This window comes from Phytobacter sp. RSE-02 (assembly GCF_040578655.1).
GTDB lineage: Bacteria > Pseudomonadota > Gammaproteobacteria > Enterobacterales > Enterobacteriaceae > Phytobacter > Phytobacter diazotrophicus.
In genome coordinates, this window is sequence record NZ_JBEULY010000005.1 from 240,891 (window position 1) to 260,528 (window position 19,638).

12 protein-coding genes are annotated in these 19,638 nt (G+C 55.8%); 3 read left to right on the forward strand and 9 right to left on the reverse strand.

Features of this window, described 5'->3' with window-relative positions; all coding sequences use genetic code 11:
• Positions 1-2 precede the first annotated feature (2 nt).
• The 4 genes from bcsB (ABU190_RS13545) to bcsR are packed head-to-tail and all read right to left on the reverse strand — an operon-like array spanning position 3 to position 5,998.
• Positions 3-2,414, reverse strand: coding sequence for a cellulose biosynthesis cyclic di-GMP-binding regulatory protein BcsB (bcsB, locus tag ABU190_RS13545; RefSeq protein ID WP_354691594.1), 2,412 nt, complete (start codon positions 2,412-2,414; stop codon positions 3-5).
• Positions 2,415-2,439: 25 nt separating this feature from the next.
• Positions 2,440-5,037, reverse strand: coding sequence for a UDP-forming cellulose synthase catalytic subunit (gene bcsA, locus ABU190_RS13550; protein WP_354691595.1), 2,598 nt, complete (start codon positions 5,035-5,037; stop codon positions 2,440-2,442).
• Positions 5,034-5,798: a cellulose biosynthesis protein BcsQ gene (gene bcsQ, locus ABU190_RS13555; protein ID WP_354691596.1), complete on the reverse strand. Its 765-nt coding sequence runs from the start codon at positions 5,796-5,798 to the stop codon at positions 5,034-5,036. The genes bcsA (ABU190_RS13550) and bcsQ overlap by 4 nt, the downstream gene beginning before the upstream one ends.
• A gap of 11 nt (positions 5,799-5,809) precedes the next feature.
• Positions 5,810-5,998, reverse strand: coding sequence for a cellulose biosynthesis protein BcsR (gene bcsR, locus ABU190_RS13560; protein ID WP_039080217.1), 189 nt, complete (start codon positions 5,996-5,998; stop codon positions 5,810-5,812).
• A gap of 171 nt (positions 5,999-6,169) precedes the next feature.
• Here bcsR and bcsE point away from each other — a divergent pair, with 171 nt between their 5' ends.
• From bcsE to bcsG, 3 genes are read left to right on the forward strand one after another with little or no spacing between them, the layout of a single operon-like run.
• On the forward strand, positions 6,170-7,729 hold the full coding sequence (gene bcsE / locus ABU190_RS13565; protein WP_354691597.1) for a cellulose biosynthesis c-di-GMP-binding protein BcsE: 1,560 nt from the start codon (positions 6,170-6,172) through the stop codon (positions 7,727-7,729).
• The gene (gene bcsF, locus ABU190_RS13570) at positions 7,726-7,923 is read left to right on the forward strand and encodes a cellulose biosynthesis protein BcsF (protein WP_039080215.1); all 198 of its coding nucleotides are present in this window, start codon (positions 7,726-7,728) and stop codon (positions 7,921-7,923) included. Before bcsE ends, bcsF begins: the two co-directional genes overlap by 4 nt.
• The gene (gene bcsG, locus ABU190_RS13575; RefSeq protein WP_354691598.1) at positions 7,916-9,595 is read left to right on the forward strand and encodes a cellulose biosynthesis protein BcsG; all 1,680 of its coding nucleotides are present in this window, start codon (positions 7,916-7,918) and stop codon (positions 9,593-9,595) included. Before bcsF ends, bcsG begins: the two co-directional genes overlap by 8 nt.
• Before the next feature lie 124 nt (positions 9,596-9,719).
• Here the strand turns inward: bcsG and ABU190_RS13580 are convergent, their stop codons facing one another.
• Genes ABU190_RS13580 through bcsA (ABU190_RS13600) form a run of 5 tightly spaced genes read right to left on the reverse strand, consistent with a single transcriptional unit; the run spans position 9,720 to position 19,626 of the window.
• On the reverse strand, positions 9,720-10,718 hold the full coding sequence (locus tag ABU190_RS13580; RefSeq protein ID WP_354691599.1) for a glycosyl hydrolase family 8: 999 nt from the start codon (positions 10,716-10,718) through the stop codon (positions 9,720-9,722).
• Positions 10,719-10,726: 8 nt separating this feature from the next.
• The gene (bcsD, locus tag ABU190_RS13585) at positions 10,727-11,206 is read right to left on the reverse strand and encodes a cellulose biosynthesis protein BcsD (protein ID WP_354691600.1); all 480 of its coding nucleotides are present in this window, start codon (positions 11,204-11,206) and stop codon (positions 10,727-10,729) included.
• Positions 11,206-15,207 (reverse strand): cellulose synthase subunit BcsC-related outer membrane protein, encoded by a 4,002-nt coding sequence (locus ABU190_RS13590; RefSeq protein ID WP_354691601.1) that lies wholly within the window; start codon positions 15,205-15,207, stop codon positions 11,206-11,208. Before ABU190_RS13590 ends, bcsD begins: the two co-directional genes overlap by 1 nt.
• 13 nt (positions 15,208-15,220) lie before the next feature.
• The gene (gene bcsB, locus ABU190_RS13595; RefSeq protein ID WP_354691602.1) at positions 15,221-17,515 is read right to left on the reverse strand and encodes a cellulose biosynthesis cyclic di-GMP-binding regulatory protein BcsB; all 2,295 of its coding nucleotides are present in this window, start codon (positions 17,513-17,515) and stop codon (positions 15,221-15,223) included.
• Entirely contained in the window at positions 17,512-19,626 is a 2,115-nt protein-coding gene (gene bcsA, locus ABU190_RS13600) for a UDP-forming cellulose synthase catalytic subunit (protein WP_110296465.1), read from the reverse strand. Before bcsA (ABU190_RS13600) ends, bcsB (ABU190_RS13595) begins: the two co-directional genes overlap by 4 nt.
• Positions 19,627-19,638 lie beyond the last annotated feature (12 nt).

The window sequence follows — 19,638 nt, forward strand, 5'->3', positions numbered from 1 at the left end:
GCTTACTCGTGATCCGGGTCGAGACGGCGACGGCTAATAATACGCAGCAGACGCCACAGCACCCATGCCAGTAATACCACGCTCACCGCGGCCAGAATCGCCAACAGTACCGGATGGTTCGCCAGCGCATACCAGACACGTTCGAACCACGGCAGATGTCCCACATAGTAGATGTCACCCACACGCAGACCGTTCACCCCCGATTCACGAATCACCGACACGGAGCCGAAAATCGAGGCACGTTTACCGCTGTCATTCATCGCGTCGTTTAACAACTCGTAGCCGCGCGGGCTGTCCGCCAGCAGTGCCACCACGCTGCGCTGATCGTTATAAGGCGACTGGAAGCCGATAATGGCCGCCATCGGGCCGCTCGACGACACCGAGGTCTGCGCATCCGCCTGACGATCAACATCATCAGGCGTCACGCCAGGGAACGGCGTCTGGCGCAGCGGCGTTTTCACCCAGCTTTGCGCCGCGTGAACCAGCAGGTCGATACGCTTGTCGTCTTTCAGTTTTTCCGGGAGCGCGCCGATGATCATGATGTCGGCGTCTTTCCCCTGAATCTGCGTACCGTCATTGGTCAATGTCACGTTAATGGCCGGGAAGCCCGTTTGCGCACCGACGGTAGCCAGCGAGTCCAGCAGCGTGGTCAGTTGCCCCTCCGTCGGGGTTGGCGGCACCACAACAATGGTTTCAGACAGGTCAGCCATTCGGGTGAACGGGAAGCCTGCATTGGCAAACGCGCGCAAATCCGGCATCGCCAGGAAATGGTAATACTTCGAGAAGTCGATGGTGGAATCGTCGCCAATCACCACACGGTTTTGCACCGGCTGGAAGGTGACGCAGTTGTCGATAGTGCCCCCCGGCATGGGATTCATATACTGGAAGTCAAAGCGCAGTTGGTTCACCGCCCCCAGTTTCAGCGCCGGAATAGAAACATCGGTTTTACCATCCAGCAGCCCCTGTAACACTGGCAGGCGCAGCAGCAGTCGGTTGGTATCCTGATTGCTGACCAGACTGAAATATTGCAGGAACTGGTTGTTCAGGCTGATATCCATACGCGAATTGTCTTTGGTCGGCGGCGCGGTATAACGATAGTTCAGGTGCATATCGATACCGTTACTGCGCAAGAGATAGAGATCCGGCGGCAGGTTCAACGCGACATTGATCGACGCCGGTTGCAGCCCCGTGGACTGCAACTGCTCTTCATAGGTTTTCAGTTCACCAAAGGTGACCGCACGGTCAGTGCGTATCCAGTTCGGCGCATCATAGGGTTTGCGCGCCAGCAGTGGTTTCACTTCATCAACGGTGACACTGCTGCCACGGAACAACACGTTCCCCTGAGCGATACCTTTTGCCGCCTGTAACAGGTCTTTGTCATCGCGACCAAATACCACCAGTAATTTCACATAAGGATTGTTCGGGTGGCTCATCATGGTGATGGTTGGGGCGTTCACCGCCGGTGCGTCACGCAGGAAATCCGGACGCTTATCGTTGGTGGCGAAAATAATCGCATTACGATCCGGCAGACCGTTGTACATAACCGGGAAGTTCTGCCCCCGCCAGCCGGTACGTGAACCAAACCAGGAGGCTATGACCGCTGCCGCCTGCTGCTCAGCCAGATCCGGCGCACCGGCGAAGACCATCGGCAGCGTTAACGGACGAGTGTCACGCGGGTCAAAGAACGGGATCGGGAAGTGCGACAGGTCGTTTTGCACGGCCAGCGTCTGGTAAGAAAGTTCCAGCGAGCTACTGCGGCCAATATCCATCCACAGCGTCGTGCTGGCCGGGTTTTCACAGACATCGCGATAGTGACCGACAAACTCCAGCCGCACGCGGTTGAAGTCGGTAATGTAAAGCGGGTCGATGGGCACCTGCGCAAAGGTCTTTTTACCCAGTTGTTCTTTGGTGACCGGCAGCACGCCCATCAGTTCGTCATTCAGGTAGACCTTTAGCTGCGACTGGACCGGCAGCAGCGACGGTGACGGGGTATATTCGAGATTGAGCAGCGCTTTCGACACCACTTCATCGCTGCGCGTGCCGAACTCAATGCCATTGTTCGGGTTGACACCGCGCAGCACCATACTGCCTGGCGGCGGCGCAATCTCAGCAAATGTCAGCTTGACCTCGCGCGATGGCGCACTTGAAAGCGTCACGCCCGGCGTCACCTGCCCTGTGGCATGGTTTCCGGTCTGGGGTGCCGGTTGCGTTTGTCCCTCTGTCGGGGTCGTAGGGACCAGCGTTTCCGATTGTGTCGGCGCAGGCGTCGCGACCGGCTGTGTCGCAGGCGCGACGGCAGGCACGGTGGGGGCCGCTTGCGCCGCCGGGTTACCGGGTGCCGCATACGTCATCAGGGAGGGTATAGCGCTCATCCCCACAGCCACTGCACAAATCCAGGAAAGTTTTCTTTTCATCGCGTTTTCATCATTGTTGAGCCAATCACGTCACGGGGTGCTGTATTACCGCTTCACGTTCCGGGCGACGCGGTATAAACGACACAATCCAGGCAACCAGTACGGTTAGCGACCGGAAAATCATTTTCACAGACGGTGGAGCAAATTCCGCGAGATGGCGATAACCACGGAAGCCCAGTTTTAAAATATCCATTAAGCTTTCCAGTGGCTTATCTTCCGGGAAGCTGTCCTGCCACAACGCCCATGTATCCGCACGGGCAAACGTACACTGCACAAAATCGATATGCTGTTTCGTGGTCAGCGGCATTAATTGCAGCCCCACCTCATTGCCGGAAACGCGCACGACCATTGTCGGGAAGACATACTCTTGTTGGCCGCGTTTTAAGAGCAGGCTGACTTTCTGCCCTTCCAGTACCTGAGACTGGCCGTTGATTTTGATCCCCAGGCCGCCGTCGGAGAAATCATGCACGGTACAGGAGAACAGATGACCGTCTTCGCGGGCGATAGCCGCAGGCATGGCTATCTCCACGCGGTGCGCGCGACGAACCTGCTTGCTTTCCACCGATACCGCCACCGCGCCACCGAGGATAATCAGGTTGTAGAACACCCATGCGATACTGACGAAGACCGTTAAAATCTCGTTTTGCGGGCCGTAGAAATAACGCCAGATGCCCACCAGCACGCCGACAATGTTCAGCAAAACAAGGAAGATATAGGGCCGGGAGATAACCCAGTCGACATACTCTTCTTCGACCAGTCCCCCTTTTGCGGTGACGTTGAATTTGCCCTTGTGCGGGTTAAAGAGCGCCACCAGGGTCGGCGGTGCGATATACCAGGCCAGTACGGTTTCGTAGATTTCACTCCAGAACGAATGGCGATATTTACCCTGAATTTTGGAGTTGGTCAGGCTGGCGTGAATCATGTGCGGCAAAACAAACAGCGCAATCATGATGGCTGGCGCATAGATGATGTAGGCATGCAGCAGCAGGAACGCCAGCGGCGCGGTGAGAAACACCAGTCGCGGGATCCCGGAGAGGAAGTGCAGCATGGCGTTGACGTAACACAGACGCTGCGCCAGTTTCAGCCCTTTGCCGAGCAGGGGATTATCGAGACGGAAAATCTGAATCATCCCGCGCGCCCAGCGGATACGCTGGCCGATGTGCGCCGACAGACTCTCCGTTGCCAGACCGGCGGCCTGAGGAATACGCATATAGGCAGAAGTATGCCCTCTGCGATGCAGGCGCAGCGAGGTATGGGCATCTTCGGTGACCGTTTCCACCGCGATACCGCCAATCTCATCCAGCGGACCACGACGAATGACCGCACACGAGCCGCAGAAGAAGGTGGCATCCCACATATCATTGCCGTCCTGAACCAGTCCGTAGAACAGAGTTCCTTCGTTTGGCGTTTTACGGAAACGGCCAAGGTTGCGCTCGAACGGGTCCGGCGAGAAAAAGTGGTGCGGCGTCTGCATCATCGCCAGATCTTTTTCTTTGATAAACCAGCCCATGGTCATTTGCAGGAAAGAGCGCGTCGGCACGTGGTCGCAGTCAAAAATCGAAACGAAATCGCCTTTGGCATATTTCAGCGCGTTATTGATGTTCCCGGCTTTCGCGTGCTCATGGGTGGTACGGGCGATGTATTCCACGCCCACGGTCTGGGCAAACTGACGAAACTCTTCCCGACCGCCGTCATCAAGGATCCATATTTTGAGTTTATCTTTCGGCCAGTCGATACCCATCGCCGCATAAATGGTGTTTTTCACCACATTTAAATCTTCGTTATAGGTGGGCACAAAAATATCGACCGACGGCCAGAGAGCCATATCTTTTGGCAGCGGCACCGGCTGGCGATTAAGCGGCCAGACCACCTGGAAATAGCCGAGAATGAGCACAATCCACGCATAGGTTTCGGCGAACAGCAACACGATACCGCACACCAGGCTGACCGGGTCATCCCAGTTCAGAGTCGAGGTATAGCGCCACCAGATGTAACGGCAGGAGACCGTTAGCGACAGAACGATCAGCATCAGCGCGGAGAAACGCCCCGGAATACGGCGGACCAACAGGGCCACGCCCCATAACAGCAGCAAGAAGATCAACTGCGACAGTGGGTTAAACGGCTGGGTAATGCAGACGATCGCCAGAATCAGCGAGAAGGTAATGATGATCCCCAGAATGAAACGTCGCGTTCCCCGGCTGAGATGCCCCAGTTCTTTTTGGTTATCCAGGTGGCGGGTCTGGTCAGAAACGCGGGTGGGCAGAGAATCCAGCCAGCTATGGTAACGTTCACGCAATTTATGGAGGCGTTCAGGTTTTTGCGCCTGCGCTGCCACATGCTGTGGCAAAGTTGCCAGCAGCCAGAGAACCTGCAACAGGTAACGTGCCGGGTCAAGCGGACGCGGTTTGTCCGGATTAATGTGTGGAAACAGCGCCTGATGCTGCTCACGCACCCGCTGCCAGCGATCATTTTCCAGCGGCAGAAACAGCCATGCCAGTGCTACCCAGAAACAGCCGCATGCCGCACTGAACCCCGATGCCTTATTCCGGCGATAAAAGCGGTAACGCTCGCTTAAGCGGGCATATACCGGGGGGGTCAGAAACCAGGCGGCCAGACGACTCATTCAGGCACCCTCGCGTATTGTTCCCCTGGCGTGGTTGCGGGCGAACAGTGCAGCAAACACCAGTTTGCCAGCGTCAGGATCTCTTCCGCCGCCAGTGAATCACTCCGGTATTCCCCCAACGGCTGTTTGGCTGCCAGACATTCCACCATTGCTTCATCACGGTGGATGAGGACAGGCATCAGGTTGCGCTGGCTTTGAAGCCACACCTGATAAAGGTCATCCTGCAATTGGCTACCAATACGTAAATCATTAATCAGGATGTGCGCGCCTGTCGGCAGCCGCTGTTGGTGCAGGCGCACGTGACAGTTGGTATCCGGTTTCACCACCGCCAGCGTGTGGTCGCAAAATTCAAGAAACTGGCGCGCCAGCGGCGAGCAGCCGTGCGGTAAGTCAACCAGCACCCATTGGTAGCGCTGCTGTGTTTTCAGTGTCTGTAATAGCGTCGTTAGCTGACCAGGGGGCTGATATAAGAGGTGCTGGTTTTCCCATTCGTCATCCGTCAGGCGGCCAAAAGGCAGGATGTCGATGCTGGAGGTATAACGCAGTCCCGCGTCGCGCCAGTCTTTGCCGTCCAGAAGCGCGCGCGCCCAACCGTCGGCGTGGTCGAAATCAACATTAAATGAGAGGCGCAGGAGGTTATCGGGGCAGGCGTCAATAACAAGTACCGATTCCCCTAAAAGTTGTAATGCCCAGCCAAGCGCCGCGGTAATTGATGTGGTGCCCACACCGCCGCGTACCCCTTGTAACCCCAATACAGCCATCCACGGCTTCCTTATTGTTGACGAGCAAATTCTGCCAGCAGGGGCCAACGTTTAATAGCCGCCGCCAACTGTTCTCGCTGGGAAATATCGGCATAATCTATTTCGGGCAGAGAAAACACCTTACTGAGCGCCAAAAAATCATTTTGAAACGTATAACCCAGCGTCGAATCCATCTGAGTTTTAGGTTCATCGTTATGCATTCAGACACGATCCTTATAATCAGGAAAAGATTGCGTACATCCTTAGTAAGGTATTTGCGACGAAATTCGTTTACATGCTAAATCTGATGTTCTTTAATTTCAATGTTAGGTTTATTTCTCTGCTTTCGCTAGTAAACTGAGATACAGATAAATTACGCGTAGAGGGACACCGTGGACCCCATATTTTCTATTGGCATCCAGTCGCTATGGGACGAATTACGTCACATGCCTGCTGGCGGCGTCTGGTGGATTAACGCTGATCGTGAAGAAGACGCGATTAGCCTTGTTAATCAAACAATTGCATCGCAATCTGAAAACGCGAAAGTCGCGGTTGCGGGTATGGGTTATGATTTGCAGAACATCCTCAGATTAGAATCCGATCACGGCCCCAAAAAAATACAACTTTTTTCCATGCCAAGTCATGAAAAGGGTCTATACTTTTTCTCCCGCGATTTACTTTGTTCTATTGAGCCGGAAAATTATTTACTCATTTTGCTATGTGCAAATAACGCCTGGCAGAATATTTCCGCAGAGAAATTACACCACTGGCTAATACGAATTCATGAGTGGACGAAATATCATAACTGCGCATTGCTGGTAATAAACCCTGCAAACAATAGCGACAGGCAATCATCAGTATTGATAGGTAAATACCGTTCATTGTTCGGTTTGGCAAGTTTGCGTTATACAAGCGGAACGCATCTTTATGATGTGGCCTGGTGGTGTAACGACAGAGGCGTGAGTGCCCAGCAACAACTTATTCTTGAACATCATGATGGTCACTGGCAATTAGCGAAGCAGGAAGAGGCCTCCGTCCAGCCGCGCAGTGATGAAAAACGGGTGCTCAGTAATGTCGATGTGCTGGAAGGGGCGCCCGCGCTTTCTGAACACTGGACGCTATTTAAAACCAACGAAGGAATGTTTGACGAGGCGCGAACCAGCCAGGCCGCGACCCTTATTTTCGCCCTGAGTCAGAATAACCAAATCGAAACCATTGCCCGCCAGATTCATACTCTGCGCCGCCAGCGCGGTAGCGCACTGAAGATTATCGTTCGTGAAACCAGGGCCAGCCTGCGCGCCACGGATGAACGTTTGCTGTTGCGGTGTGGCGCAAACATGGTCATCCCCTGGAACGCCCCACTCTCCCGCTGCCTGACGCTTATCGAAAGCGTACAGGGGCAACAATTTAAACGCATTGTGCCGGAAGATATCTCTACGCTGCTCTCAATGACACTGCCGCTCAAGCTGCGCGGCTTCCAGCCGTGGACCACGTTCTGCGAAGCGGTAGCCAATATGGTGAATAACACGCTGTTACCGCCAGACGGCAAAGGGGTGCTGGTGGCGCTGCGCCCGGTGCCCGGTATTCGCGTAGAACAAGCGCTAACGCTCTGCCGCCCGAACCGTGCCGGGGATATTGTCACCATCGGCGATAATCGCCTGCTGATGTTTTTGTCGTTCTGTCGTGTAAACGATCTCGACACCGCCCTTAACCACATTTTCCCGCTACCCACAGCCGACATCTTCTCTAACCGCATGGTGTGGTTCGAAGACAACCAGATTGCGGCCGAGCTGGTGCTGTTGCGGGAAGTCGGGCCGGAAAAATGGGGCAGTCCGCTAGCGGGTACAAGCGATGAGCCGAAAATCATGAATGCCGAGCATGACGGGCAAGTCTGGCGACGTATCCCCCAACCTCTGCGACTGTTAAGTGAAGAGACGGGGAGCGCATCATGATGTCTATCGCCGATATTATTGAACTCGTTATCCTTTGCGCGCTGATTTTCTTCCCGCTGGGCTATCTGGCACGCCACTGGCTGTACCGCATTCGTCTTATTGCAAGAATAATGTTTATTAAACCTCGCTACGTTAAACCGGCCGGCATATTGCGTCGGGAATCGTTCGTCAAGGCAGACCGAAAACATGACTAATCAAACGCTGACGCCTTCCAGGCCCTCGATGCTGTGGCAACACTGGCGCGGTTTATCCGGCTGGAATTTCTATTTTTTGGTGAAATTTGGTTTGCTGTGGGCGGGCTACCTTAATTTTCATCCGTTGCTGAACCTGGTGTTTATGGCCTTTCTGTTGATGCCATTGCCAGGTCCGGGCCTGCACCGCCTGCGCCACTGGATTGCTATCCCGATTGGTTTCGGCCTGTTCTGGCATGATACCTGGCTACCGGGTATCGATAGCATTATGAGTCAGGGCTCCCAGGTAGCAGGCTTTAGCGCCGATTACCTGCTCGATCTGGTAACGCGTTTTATTAACTGGCAGATGATTGGCGCACTGTTCGTGTTGCTGGTCGCCTGGCTGTTCCTGGCGCAGTGGATCCGCGTCACGGTATTTGTCGTCGCCATTATGATCTGGCTGAACGTGCTGACGATTGTCGGTCCGGCCTTCACCCTGTGGCCGCAAAGCACTCAGCAAAATACCCTTGCCACAACGGGCGGTACAGTGGCGCCGACCGTCGCGAATACCGCGGCAACCCCCGTGGTGGGCGATATTCCGGCACAAACCGCGCCGCCAACCTCTGAGAACCTGAATGCCTGGCTCGCCAGTTTCTATGCCTCCGAAGAGAAACGCCAGACGCCGTTCCCGACCCAGTTGCCGACAGATGCTCAGCCTTTTGATCTGCTGGTTATCAACATTTGTTCGCTCTCCTGGTCAGATATTGATGCCGCAGGTTTGTCATCGCACCCACTGTGGTCACATTTCGATATTGTTTTTAAGCAGTTTAATTCGGCCACTGCCTATAGCGGCCCGGCGGCCATTCGTCTGCTACGCGCGAGCTGCGGTCAGACATCGCATAAAAATCTCTACCAGACAGCCGGTGCCCAGTGCTACCTGTTTGATAACCTGGCCAAACTGGGCTTCACCCAACAGTTGATGATGGATCACAACGGCGTGTTTGGTGATTTCCTCAAAGAGATCCGCGACAACGGCGGCGTGCAAGTGCCGTTGATGAATCAGGCAGGCTTGCCGCCGGTTCTGTTGTCGTTTGATGGCTCCCCGGTCTATGACGATACCGCCGTGTTAAACCGCTGGATGGAGAACGAGGCGAACAATAATGGTCAGCGTACCGCGACCTTCTATAACCTGCTGCCACTGCACGACGGTAACCATTTCCCCGGCGTGCGCCAGACGGCGGATTATAAAATTCGCGCCCAGAAATTGTTTGATGAGCTGGATGCCTTCTTCACGCAACTGGAGAAATCCGGGCGTAAGGTGATGGTGGTGATGGTACCGGAACATGGCGCGGCGCTGCAGGGCGATAAGATGCAGGTTTCCGGCCTGCGTGATATTCCAAGCCCATCGATTACCCACGTCCCAACGGCAATCAAGTTCTTTGGTATGAAGGCGCCGCATGAAGGGCCTGCGATTGAGATCAATCAACCGAGCAGCTTCCTGGCGATATCAGAACTGGTGACGCGCGTGCTGGATGGCAAGATATTCACCGAAGATCGCGTGAACTGGGATCAGTTGACCAGCGGCCTGCCGCAGACAGCACCGGTTTCAGAAAATGCTAACGCCGTGGTGATTCAGTACCAGAATAAGCCGTATGTTCGTCTGAACGGCGGCGACTGGGTGCCCTATCCGCAGTAGGTTATTTCCCCTCGACCTGGCCCTCTCCCCAAAGAGGAGAGGGGACCGTTCGTGCTCGCATTTTTGTGGGGATTCCTCTCCCTCAGGGAGAGGGTGAGGAGACATCACCAGGAAAAGCGGAAAATTACTGTTGCTGCTGTGCCAGCCAGACCAACATTTTCAGACTGGCAGAATAATAATCATCCTGCGCGTTGATTTGCGGCTCGCCAGACGTTTGGCCCATCGTCAAATCACGTACCGCCAGCAAACCGCCATTCATATTGTACGGGGCGGTATCGTTGGTTGTAACGTTCACCCAGGCCGGGGTGCGGCTACGATCATAACCCTGCCACCAGTTGCGCCACGGCGTCAGCAGCGAACTTTGCGGGTTCCACCATGAGATATACAACGGAATACGAATGGCGTCGAAACTCATGCGCGGCGGCCACTCTTTGGCAGGGCTCAGTTTGCCATCCGCCGACAGTGATACCCAGTCGGTAGGCAAATGCGACTGGCCCCAGCCCATTTTGCCAAGCAGCGTGGTGCTATCACGGATCAGATCATTCCAGACCACCAGATGGCTACGGTTGGCGAACGCTTTCCATGCCGGGAAGATAAAATACGACGGGTTCAGGTTCACATAACTGTTGAGATTGAACCCCTTCGCGCCCGGCAGCATCACCCGATAACCCGCAAAATTGATCACCGTATGTTTAATCATCGCCTGGGTAATGGCATCCGATGCGGTGGCATAGCTGTTATCATTCCAGCGCTGACTGGCTCTTAACAACGCCCATGCAATTAAGGCATCGCCATCCGTTGCGTCATTTTTATCGGCAATCGGATCCGGTTCGACGGGGTTAAAACGCCAGTAGAACAGACCATTATCCTTGTTCCTGAGCGTCTTATCTGTCCATCCCCAGATGCGGTCAAACGCCGCTTTATCATTGCTGGCCACCGCCATCAGCATGGCGAAACCCTGACCTTCCGTGTGAGAGACGTTTTTATTGCCAGTATCAACAATACGGCCATCCGTCATCAGAAAGCGCGCTTTGTACGTTTCCCAGGCCTGTCCCGCCTGTGAAAACGAGGAAAAAAGCACACTCACCATCATCACCATCATGGCGAAAACACGTTTAAACATACTCAGACTCATTGTGGGTTAGCGTAGCGGAACACAACGTCCGATACGGAGTAAAGCCGTTGGCGGCTAAAAGCGAGATGCGATTGTCCGCCCTGTCCCTGCAGCCAACGGGAATAAAGCCCTTCCAGTATGGCGCAAAATGCGTAACACCAACGCGTCTGGCTGTTCTCATCCCGGGAAACCGGTAACCCCTGATGGCGGAACGATAATCCCTCTTCGCTGGCATCAATATCAATATAGCCCCAATTAAACTCAGCAAGCAGCGCGTTGATGTTAGCTTCGAGTTCGCCGATGGTTTGTGAGGCAGGCAGAGGAAAACGTTCCGCCAGCGATGCCCCCATCTGGCGCAAGAAGGGTTGGCTTTCCGCTTCCCCCACGTTTCTCACCATGCCATCAACCATTACCGACAGCAGGTCAAACCAACCGGCTGGCGTTTGCTGCCGTTGAAAATAAGACAGCAGTAAAGGATTAGCCGTACTCGACGTCATTATTTATCTCCCAACATATAGCGGAACCAGATCCCGGCAGTACTTTCGTTATAGTCGCCAAAGGTGTCGTAACCGACCCTACCGCCGACGGTCATGTTCTTGTTCAGGTTGTAATCAATCCCTGCCCGGAAGGTATAGCCAATCCCGTTTTGCGATTTGCTGCCATACTGCGCTTCTTTGGTAAAGCCCATATCAGCCAGTTGCTGCAACATTCTCTGTGCTTCGGGATCGTTCGGGAAATAATCGCTCTTATCCTGGGTGTAGGACTGGTATCCCACCGATCCGCCCAGGCTCAGCTTCCAGTTATCGATTTTTTGTGAGAAATCGACAGGTAACGACACGCTGACATAGTTCTGTGGGCTAAAGTAGCCCCCCTGTCCATAGGTGAAGTAGCTGAGGTTTTTCGAGAAATTCATCCAACTGACGCTTAAGCCCGTCTGCAACTGACGGAAATCATCATGCCACGGACGCAGGTACACGCCAGCGTTGGCGTTGGCGCTGGTGTTGCTCGCCACGTTGTTGCCAATGTAGCTGTAACCACCGCCCCCCACGAAGAAGCCCGCATCACCGTCGTCGTAGCTCAGTTGTACGCTACCGCCGTTTTTCGTCACCTGACCCCAACTGTCCCCTGAATATTTATCTTTCAGGCCAACATAGGAGAGCAGGCTATCGGTCACCGCGCGGCGTTCGCCGGTCAGAATTAACGTCAGGTAATTAGAGAGTTTCGGCGACCATTTCACGCCGCCCACCAGCGTACTCATGTCCTGACCGAGCGGCGTACTGCCGATATCCACACGGTAGCTATCGCCACTGAGCGCCATATTCAGCTCAACGCCGTTACCGTTTTGCGAATCCGTTGATGAGTTAATCGGATCGCTGGAACTCGCTTTATAGCTGGAGGTACTGAGCGCTTTCAGACGGCCTAAATCGGTACCTAACAACCGGTCCAGACGTTCCAGGCCAGTATCGGTAAACGGCGACAATTTATTCGCATCCGCATACCCGGACAGGTCAGTAAACTTGTCCGTCGCGTTGGTATCGGTTGTGGTATTGGCATTGGTGACAGACTGGCTGATATTGGTCACCGCATTCGCCAGCGGGTTCGAGCCATAACGGCGCCAGGCATCGCCCGAAGCGGTTCCTGAACTCAAACTGATCGGCGTGGCGGTAAACTCGAAGCGCGACTCACCAAACGGCGAACTTGACCAGGTCAGCGGCGTTTTGGCTTCGGTCAGTTTACTGGTGCCCGACTCACCGTCACGGCCACGGATATCGACCTCGCCCTGCAACCACATCCCTTTCTTCTCATCAAGCTCCTGCATCATGTTATCAACCTGACGCAGCGTGCGGCTTTGCGCGGTCTCGACCGGCAAATCGGTACGGGTTGTGCCCGGCAAACTGCTCCCCGGCTCACGAGCCACTTGCGCGACCTGCCACGGCAGAATAGTGCCGTACAACGCCTGTGGAGAACTCGACTGCGGCGGCGTTTTACTGGTAGTGGTAAACGGATTATCTGCCAACAGTATGCCGCCAATCGTCGGCGTAGCGGCGCTATTAGACGACTCCAGCCCCACCAGCTTACCGCGTGCGCTACGTAAGTAGGTCATCGCCTGCTGGTGGTTGCCTTTTGCCTCTTCCAGACGCGCCAGCAACAGCATACGTTCCGGTGAGCTGTCGCTACGCAGACCGCTGGCAAGGGTGGTGGCCTTTTGCACGTTATTCTCAGACAACGCAACGTCGATAGCCCCCACACGCGCCGCCTGATCCTCAGTATCACGGGTCATTAGGTAGTCATAGAGCACGCCCGCTTCTTTGTTCATTTTGCCTGTCTGGTACAGACGGCCCATAGCGAACATCAAATCGGTGTTCTGCGGGTCGCTTTGCAGCGCACGGATCAGCTTGTCATACGCCGCGGCGTAGTTGCCCTCTTCACGCAGTTTGTCGGCTTCATTAATCACGTAGCCATTGCGGATCCCTGCAAGCTGAGCAGGCGTACTGCGCGCCTGTAGCTCCGGGTTCGACATCAGGGTTTGCGCTTCCTGAGTGAGCCCCGCCTGGTTCAGTACCGCTATCTGATCGGCATAATCCCCGGCGTTGCCTTCTACGCCGTCTTTAATACTGTTGCGCACCAGCGATACGGCGGTGGTGATATCACCCGAACGGGCAAGCATCCGCGCCAGTTTCCCTGCATCGACCGGGCTTTTCGGCGGCTGACTGGCCAGCGCTTTAAGCGTATTGGACGCCGCGGTCATGTTCCCTTGTGAAAGGTAACGTTCTGCCGTCGCCATTTGCAGGTTGTAATTCACACTTTCCGACAGATCGCGCATCTGGCTATTACGGCTGGACGGCGGAATACGCGCCAGCAGAGAGTTGGCCTGCTGCCAGGCCCCGCTTTCGCTGGCATAGAGCGCAGCGGCGTACAGCGAGTTGCTGTTAGCACCATCGCGACCCGCCGGGATCATCACCGTGGCCGCTTCACCTTCCTGCCCGGATTTTTGCAGCAGGCGGGCAAGGTCAAGACGCAACCACGGATCATCCGGCACGCGGGCAACGCCCTGGCGCAGTACCGAAATCGCCTGGTCAGTATTACCGGCCTGGACCAGTTGCTGTGCCTGACGGCGAATCGGATCGCCAGGCGCCCCCGCGACCACCCGCGGCTGCAGTTTTTCCTGCAGGCTGGCGGGTAAAGTGCGCAGCATCGCCTGCGCTTCTTCCGTTTTATTCTGGTCGCGCAGGACGTAATAGAGATTTTCCCGTGCCGGGGCGTTCTGCGGCTGCTCGTTGAGAAGACCTCGCAGGGTCTGTTCGGCCTGTGAAAAGTCTTTGTTCTGCCGCAGTACGGAAGCACGGAATAGTTTTCCTGCCGTGCCACGCTCTCCGCTCTCTTGTGCCAGCGGGGCCGAAAGCGCCAGCGCCTGGCTAATATTACCCTCTTTCAATGCCTGCTGCGCCTGGGCGAGCTGGCCGTAAAACGCCGCATCTGCGGCCTGATTTTTACGCTCATCAGAAGCATCCCCGCCCTGACTGGCTGCCCGATTCAGGTACTGTGCCGCCGCTTTGTAATCACCGCTACGCTGGGCGATGTAGCCCATCCCGGCAAGAGCGTCAGCATCGTTAGGGTTGGTTTGCAGCACCTGCTCAAATTTATTTTTTGCCGCACTGTTATCACCGCTGTTCAGCGCCGTATAGCCCGCGCCTTTCGCCGCGCCGCCGACATTTTTACGGTAATAGTTCTGGACATCAGTATCCTGCGGATGGCGCTGTAGCCAGGTGTCGTAGAAGCGCTCATCGCCTGCCTGCGGCCCCAGCCATAACAGCGCCTGACGCAACCCGTCATCGGCCTCTTTACTGCCGCTGGCCATCGGTTCGAGCAACAAAATGCCGTCGCGGCGCGTCTCTTCACGCCAGGTCAGGATTTTGCCGAGAGCAATGCGCGCAGAGGTATCCTGCGGGTTATGCATCACGAAATTTTTCAGTTGCGACACGGCCTGCGGATAAAGGGTTTTGTCTCCCGCCATCGTCTGGTAGTACTCAGGGGCGAGGCTGGGTGGCGGCGTATCGCCGTTAAACATGCTGCGCCAGGTCGCCAGCGCCGCCGGTACGTTACCGCTGCGCGCCTGCTGACGGGCAAGGCTCAATTGCCCCTGCGGAACCTGCGTCAGTTGTTTGGCATTATCCAGCGCCTGCAACCCCGGATCGTCAGGAGAAACCTGCGCCAGCCGCGTACGCCACTGGGACGAGACTTGCAGATCGCCATTTTGCTGCGCCCATAACGCCATCAGGTACATCGCCTGGGTGTTATTGGCATCCACCATCAACACTTTACGCAGCGACTCCATCGCCAGGTCATCGTGGGATTTCTCATGCCAGTAGTTCGCCTGGTCAAATAAGGCTTTGAGCGCGGCATCATTCGCGGCGGCATGAGCCAGCCCTGGCATACCGAAAGTGAGCGCGCCGGACAGGCACAGCGTCGTCAAACGGCGGGCGGTTTTTATCATCATTCTTGTCACCCTCTTATTTGCGGTTGTCCAAATCCAGACGTCGTTTCGCGCGGTTTCTCAGCCAGACAAAGAGCACCGAGCCAACGATACAGCCAAATAGCAGCCCTAAAATCGCCAGCAGCGCCGAGTGCTGATTCGCATACCAAATCACGCGCATTTGCGTTGGCATCTCGCCACTCGGGAACTGCTCGCCCACGCGGAAACTGCGCACGCCGTTCTCATTGGTGATCACCGCTGCGTCGCCGCGGATCCCGGCGTTAATTTTCGCTGAGGCGAGGTCACCGTGCAGGCGTGAGAGCTGCTCGTCATTGCTGCCGATAGCCAGTACCACCAGACGATCGTTATTCCACGGTGAACGGAAGCTGACAAACCCGCGCCAGGCTTCGTTGGAGGAGAAGTAGCGGTCAGCATCCAGCCCGTCTGATGCCCAGTCCCCTGCTATCCAGCGTTTGATACGCTCCCAGGTCGTTGGCTCACGTACGCCCAACGTAGAGTCGTGCATCACAAACGGCGAGGTATTGAGGATCGCGCGGTTAAAGTCATGCTGATCCAGGCCCGTGACTGCCAGCACATCGCGGTCGTTCAGCAGTTCAACACCCGCCCCGCCAGTGGGTACGCCGAGCACCACCCGGTTGCGGCCCAGCGCCGTTCCCGTCGCGTTACCGGAACGTGCCGCCATATCCAACAGCGTGGCGATCTGCGTTTCAGTCGGTTTTTCCGGCAGCATCAGCACCGTTTCCGAATAATCCGCAAGCCGGGTAAACGGGAAGGACGCGCCCACAAAATAAGAGAGGTTCGGCAACAGCGCGAAGTGACGCGTATGGCTGAGATCAATCCACGAGTCGTCTTCGATACGGCTCTTAATGTTATTGTTCAGCAGCACACTACACGGGGCGCTCGCCTTGGGTTGAATGTTGAAGTACAGCGAGAGCTGGTTGTCGCCATAGATCATGTACGGCTCCAGCGGCATATCAAACTTCTCCTGGCGCGCATCACCGCCAAGCTTATGCCACAACGTTTCCAGCGCCCCCTGCTTATTCACCGGCAGGTTATGCAGGAAGGTATCGTTCATGGTCATGCTGAGCCACGAACGGTCTTCATCAATCCAGCTTTCCGTCGGGAAACGGTAACCAATATGCAGAGGAATCGTTTCGCCATCCCACAGGAACAGATCCGGTGCCGCACGGAATGCCACGCGCAGCGGATCGTGCCACAGCCCCGTGGTGGTCAGGCTCTGATCTTTGCGGATCAGTTCTGACAGTTTTACCGGACGATCGGTGGGGATCCAGCGCGGTGCATCGTAAGGCTTACTCGCCGGGATCGTTTGGGGGGTGACATCCACCGACGGCGTCTGCATGGCGAAATTGCCGCGGGTTAAACGCCATGCCGCCGCGCGCAGGCTGGCATCATCTTTACCCACCACCAGCAGCAGCTTATAAACCGGGTTTGCCGGGTTATCGACCACTTTGAGTAGCGGCTGCTCGGTAGTCGGTAGCGTCAGGCCACCGATTTGCTCGCCCGGATGACCAATCAGGATGCCGTTCTTTTCCGGCAAGCGGTCATGATAGGCGGCAAACGACACGCCACGGTAGTCAGCCTGGATCCCCATCCACGATGAAATCAGCGCACTGGCGCTTAAGGTATCGGCGCTCAGCTTCGCCGGGAAGGCCATACCGATCGCCGCCGGGGTCATTTGCATGCTGTCAAAGAACGGGCGCGGGAAGTGGCTTAAATCGGCGCCAATGTCCAGTTGTTGACCTTCCAGCTCGAAATGGGAATCCGCCATGATGATGACGCGATATTTATCGCTCAGGTCGCGCTGGCACTGCATGGCATCGCCATCGTTGATTTTAAAGCTCAGGTTGTTGCTCGACACCATGAGCGCCGAGGGAATATCCAACTGATAACGCGCGGTGTCGCTGTCGGTCACGGTCAGCGGTACCGTCCCCAGCGGCTGACCATTGAGCATCAACTGCATGGTGGCATTGCGCGCCACCATCGCGGGCGACACTTTCAGGTTCAGTTCAAGGCGCGCCGTGGTAATCACCTGGTCCACGGGCAGGGTAAAGGAGGCGCCTCCCTGGAACTGACCACCCGTCAGGGAAATCCCTTCCGGGAAACCCATCTGCGCGAGACTGATGCTGTTAACCACCGAAGGAATAAATACCGGTGCGCCGGGCGGCGGCACGGGTGGCGTCTCCGCCGGCTCGTTTAATTTCAGTAGCGACTCGATGGAGGTGTCTTCGGCATGCAGCGGCATCATAAAGAGTGCGCCGACCAGCACAGCCAGTGTTGTCAGACGTTTCATGCGTTGCCCTCCTCCTGGGAAGCGGCCTGATCCTGGCCGGCGCGCAAACGGCGGTTTTCGCGACGGTCTTTCCAGGTCAGCCAGAAGAGGTCAAACACACAACGCATAATGGTCCCCAACGAACGGAACGGGTTGTCCTGAGGTTTCGGTGGGTGAATCCATGCATCCGCACGGGAGAGCACCACGCGCACCAGTTCACGACGGCGGGCCAGCGGGATGTCTTCAAACATCAGACGAATCGATTCTTCATCCGTGGCGATGGTTTTTACCGGAATGAGGATCGCGCCGGATTGCAGCAGCAACTCAATCTCTTCAATCTCATCATCGAGATGGCGATCATCCGGCGCCACAATACGGCAGCCGCCCATCGACAGGTCAGCGGTATGACTGCGCGTCACCACACCGCTGGCATGGTGGAGCAGTACCGGGATTTCCGCATCAATACGAATGGTTTTGCGCGTCTGTCGGGTTTCGCGCGCAACGGCAATCGCGGCCAACAGAAAGATCAGACTGTACAACCCCCAACCGACGTTAAGGGCGATAACGCGCGGATCCACGCCAAAGTAGTCATGAGCACAGGCGCGAACGATACCGGCAATCACCCCGGCCGCCAGCAGCAGGGCGATAATCAAATGCGGGCGCACCACGCTAAAATCAAAGTACCCCACGTCCAGCAGCGCACCCTTGTCGGTCACGTTGAATTTGCCGCGTTTCGGGAAAAACATCGTCACCACCGTCGGCAGCGCAATGTGGAAGGCCAGCACCAGGTCGTAGATCTCCCCCCAGAAGCTATAGCGATAGCGCCCGTTCATGCGCGAGTTGACGTAAATCGCGAGGAACAGATGCGGGAGCGCATAGGCGAAAACCAGGCTCGCTGAGGAGTGAATAATGTTCAGGTTAAACAACAGATAGGCCAGCGGCGCGGTCACAAACGCAATACGCGGCAGCGCAAACTGGTAGTAAAGCATGGCGCTCAGGTAGCACAGGCGCTGTTGGATAGTCAGGCCGCGACCAAACAGCGGGTTATCCAGACGGAAAATCTGCGTCATCCCACGCGCCCAGCGGGTACGCTGGATAACGTGCAGCACCAGACGTTCAGTCGCCAGGCCGGCAGCCAGTGGGATATCCAGGAATGCCGAGCCCCAACCACGGCGCTGCAATTTGAGCGCGGTGTGAGCATCTTCGGTAACGGTCTCTACGGCAAAACCGCCAATCTCTTCCAGCGCGCTACGGCGAATCACCGCACAGGAACCGCAAAAGAAGGTGGCGTTCCAGTTGTCGTTGCCCTGCTGAATCGGCCCGTAGAACAGCGTCCCTTCGTTAGGAATGTTACGTCCAACGGAGAGATTACGCTCGAACGGGTCCGGCGAGTAGAAATAGTGAGGTGTCTGCACCAGCGCCAGTTTCGGATCTTTCAGGAAACCGCCCACTGTCGCCTGCAGGAAGATGCGTGTCGCAACGTGGTCGCAGTCGAACACGGTAATCAACTCACCCTGCGTCAGCTTCATGGCGTGGTTGAGGTTACCGGCTTTGGCGTGATTATTGTCGTTACGCGTGATGTACCCGACGCCAACGTCTGCGGCAAACACAGCAAACTCGCGGCGTTTGCCGTCATCCAGCAGGTAGATATTCATCTTATCACGAGGATAATCAATGCATTGCGCCGCCAGCACCGTATCACGCACCACATCCAGTGGCTCGTTATAGGTAGGAATATAGACATCCACCGTCGGCCACTGGCTCATATCATCCGGCAGCGGCACAATCTCGCGTTTTAACGGCCAGACCGTCTGCAGATAGCTCAGCAGCAACATGACCCAGACGTAGACCTCCGCCAGAAACAGTCCCATCCCAAGAATGGTTTCAATTTCGGAATTAAAATGCAGGGTTTGCGTCAGGCGGAAATACATATAGCGCGTCGATAATAAAATCGACATGACCACCATAATGACGGACACACTGCGTTTTTTGCTGAATCCCATTAAAAACAGCACACCGATACTGAGCAGACCAAAAATATACTGTTTCTGGCTATCCATAGGCGTGATGATGACCAGCAGCGCAACAGGTAGCATTGCCAGTACCAGCAAAACATAAAGGAACTTTTTCATAGGTTGCCCTGC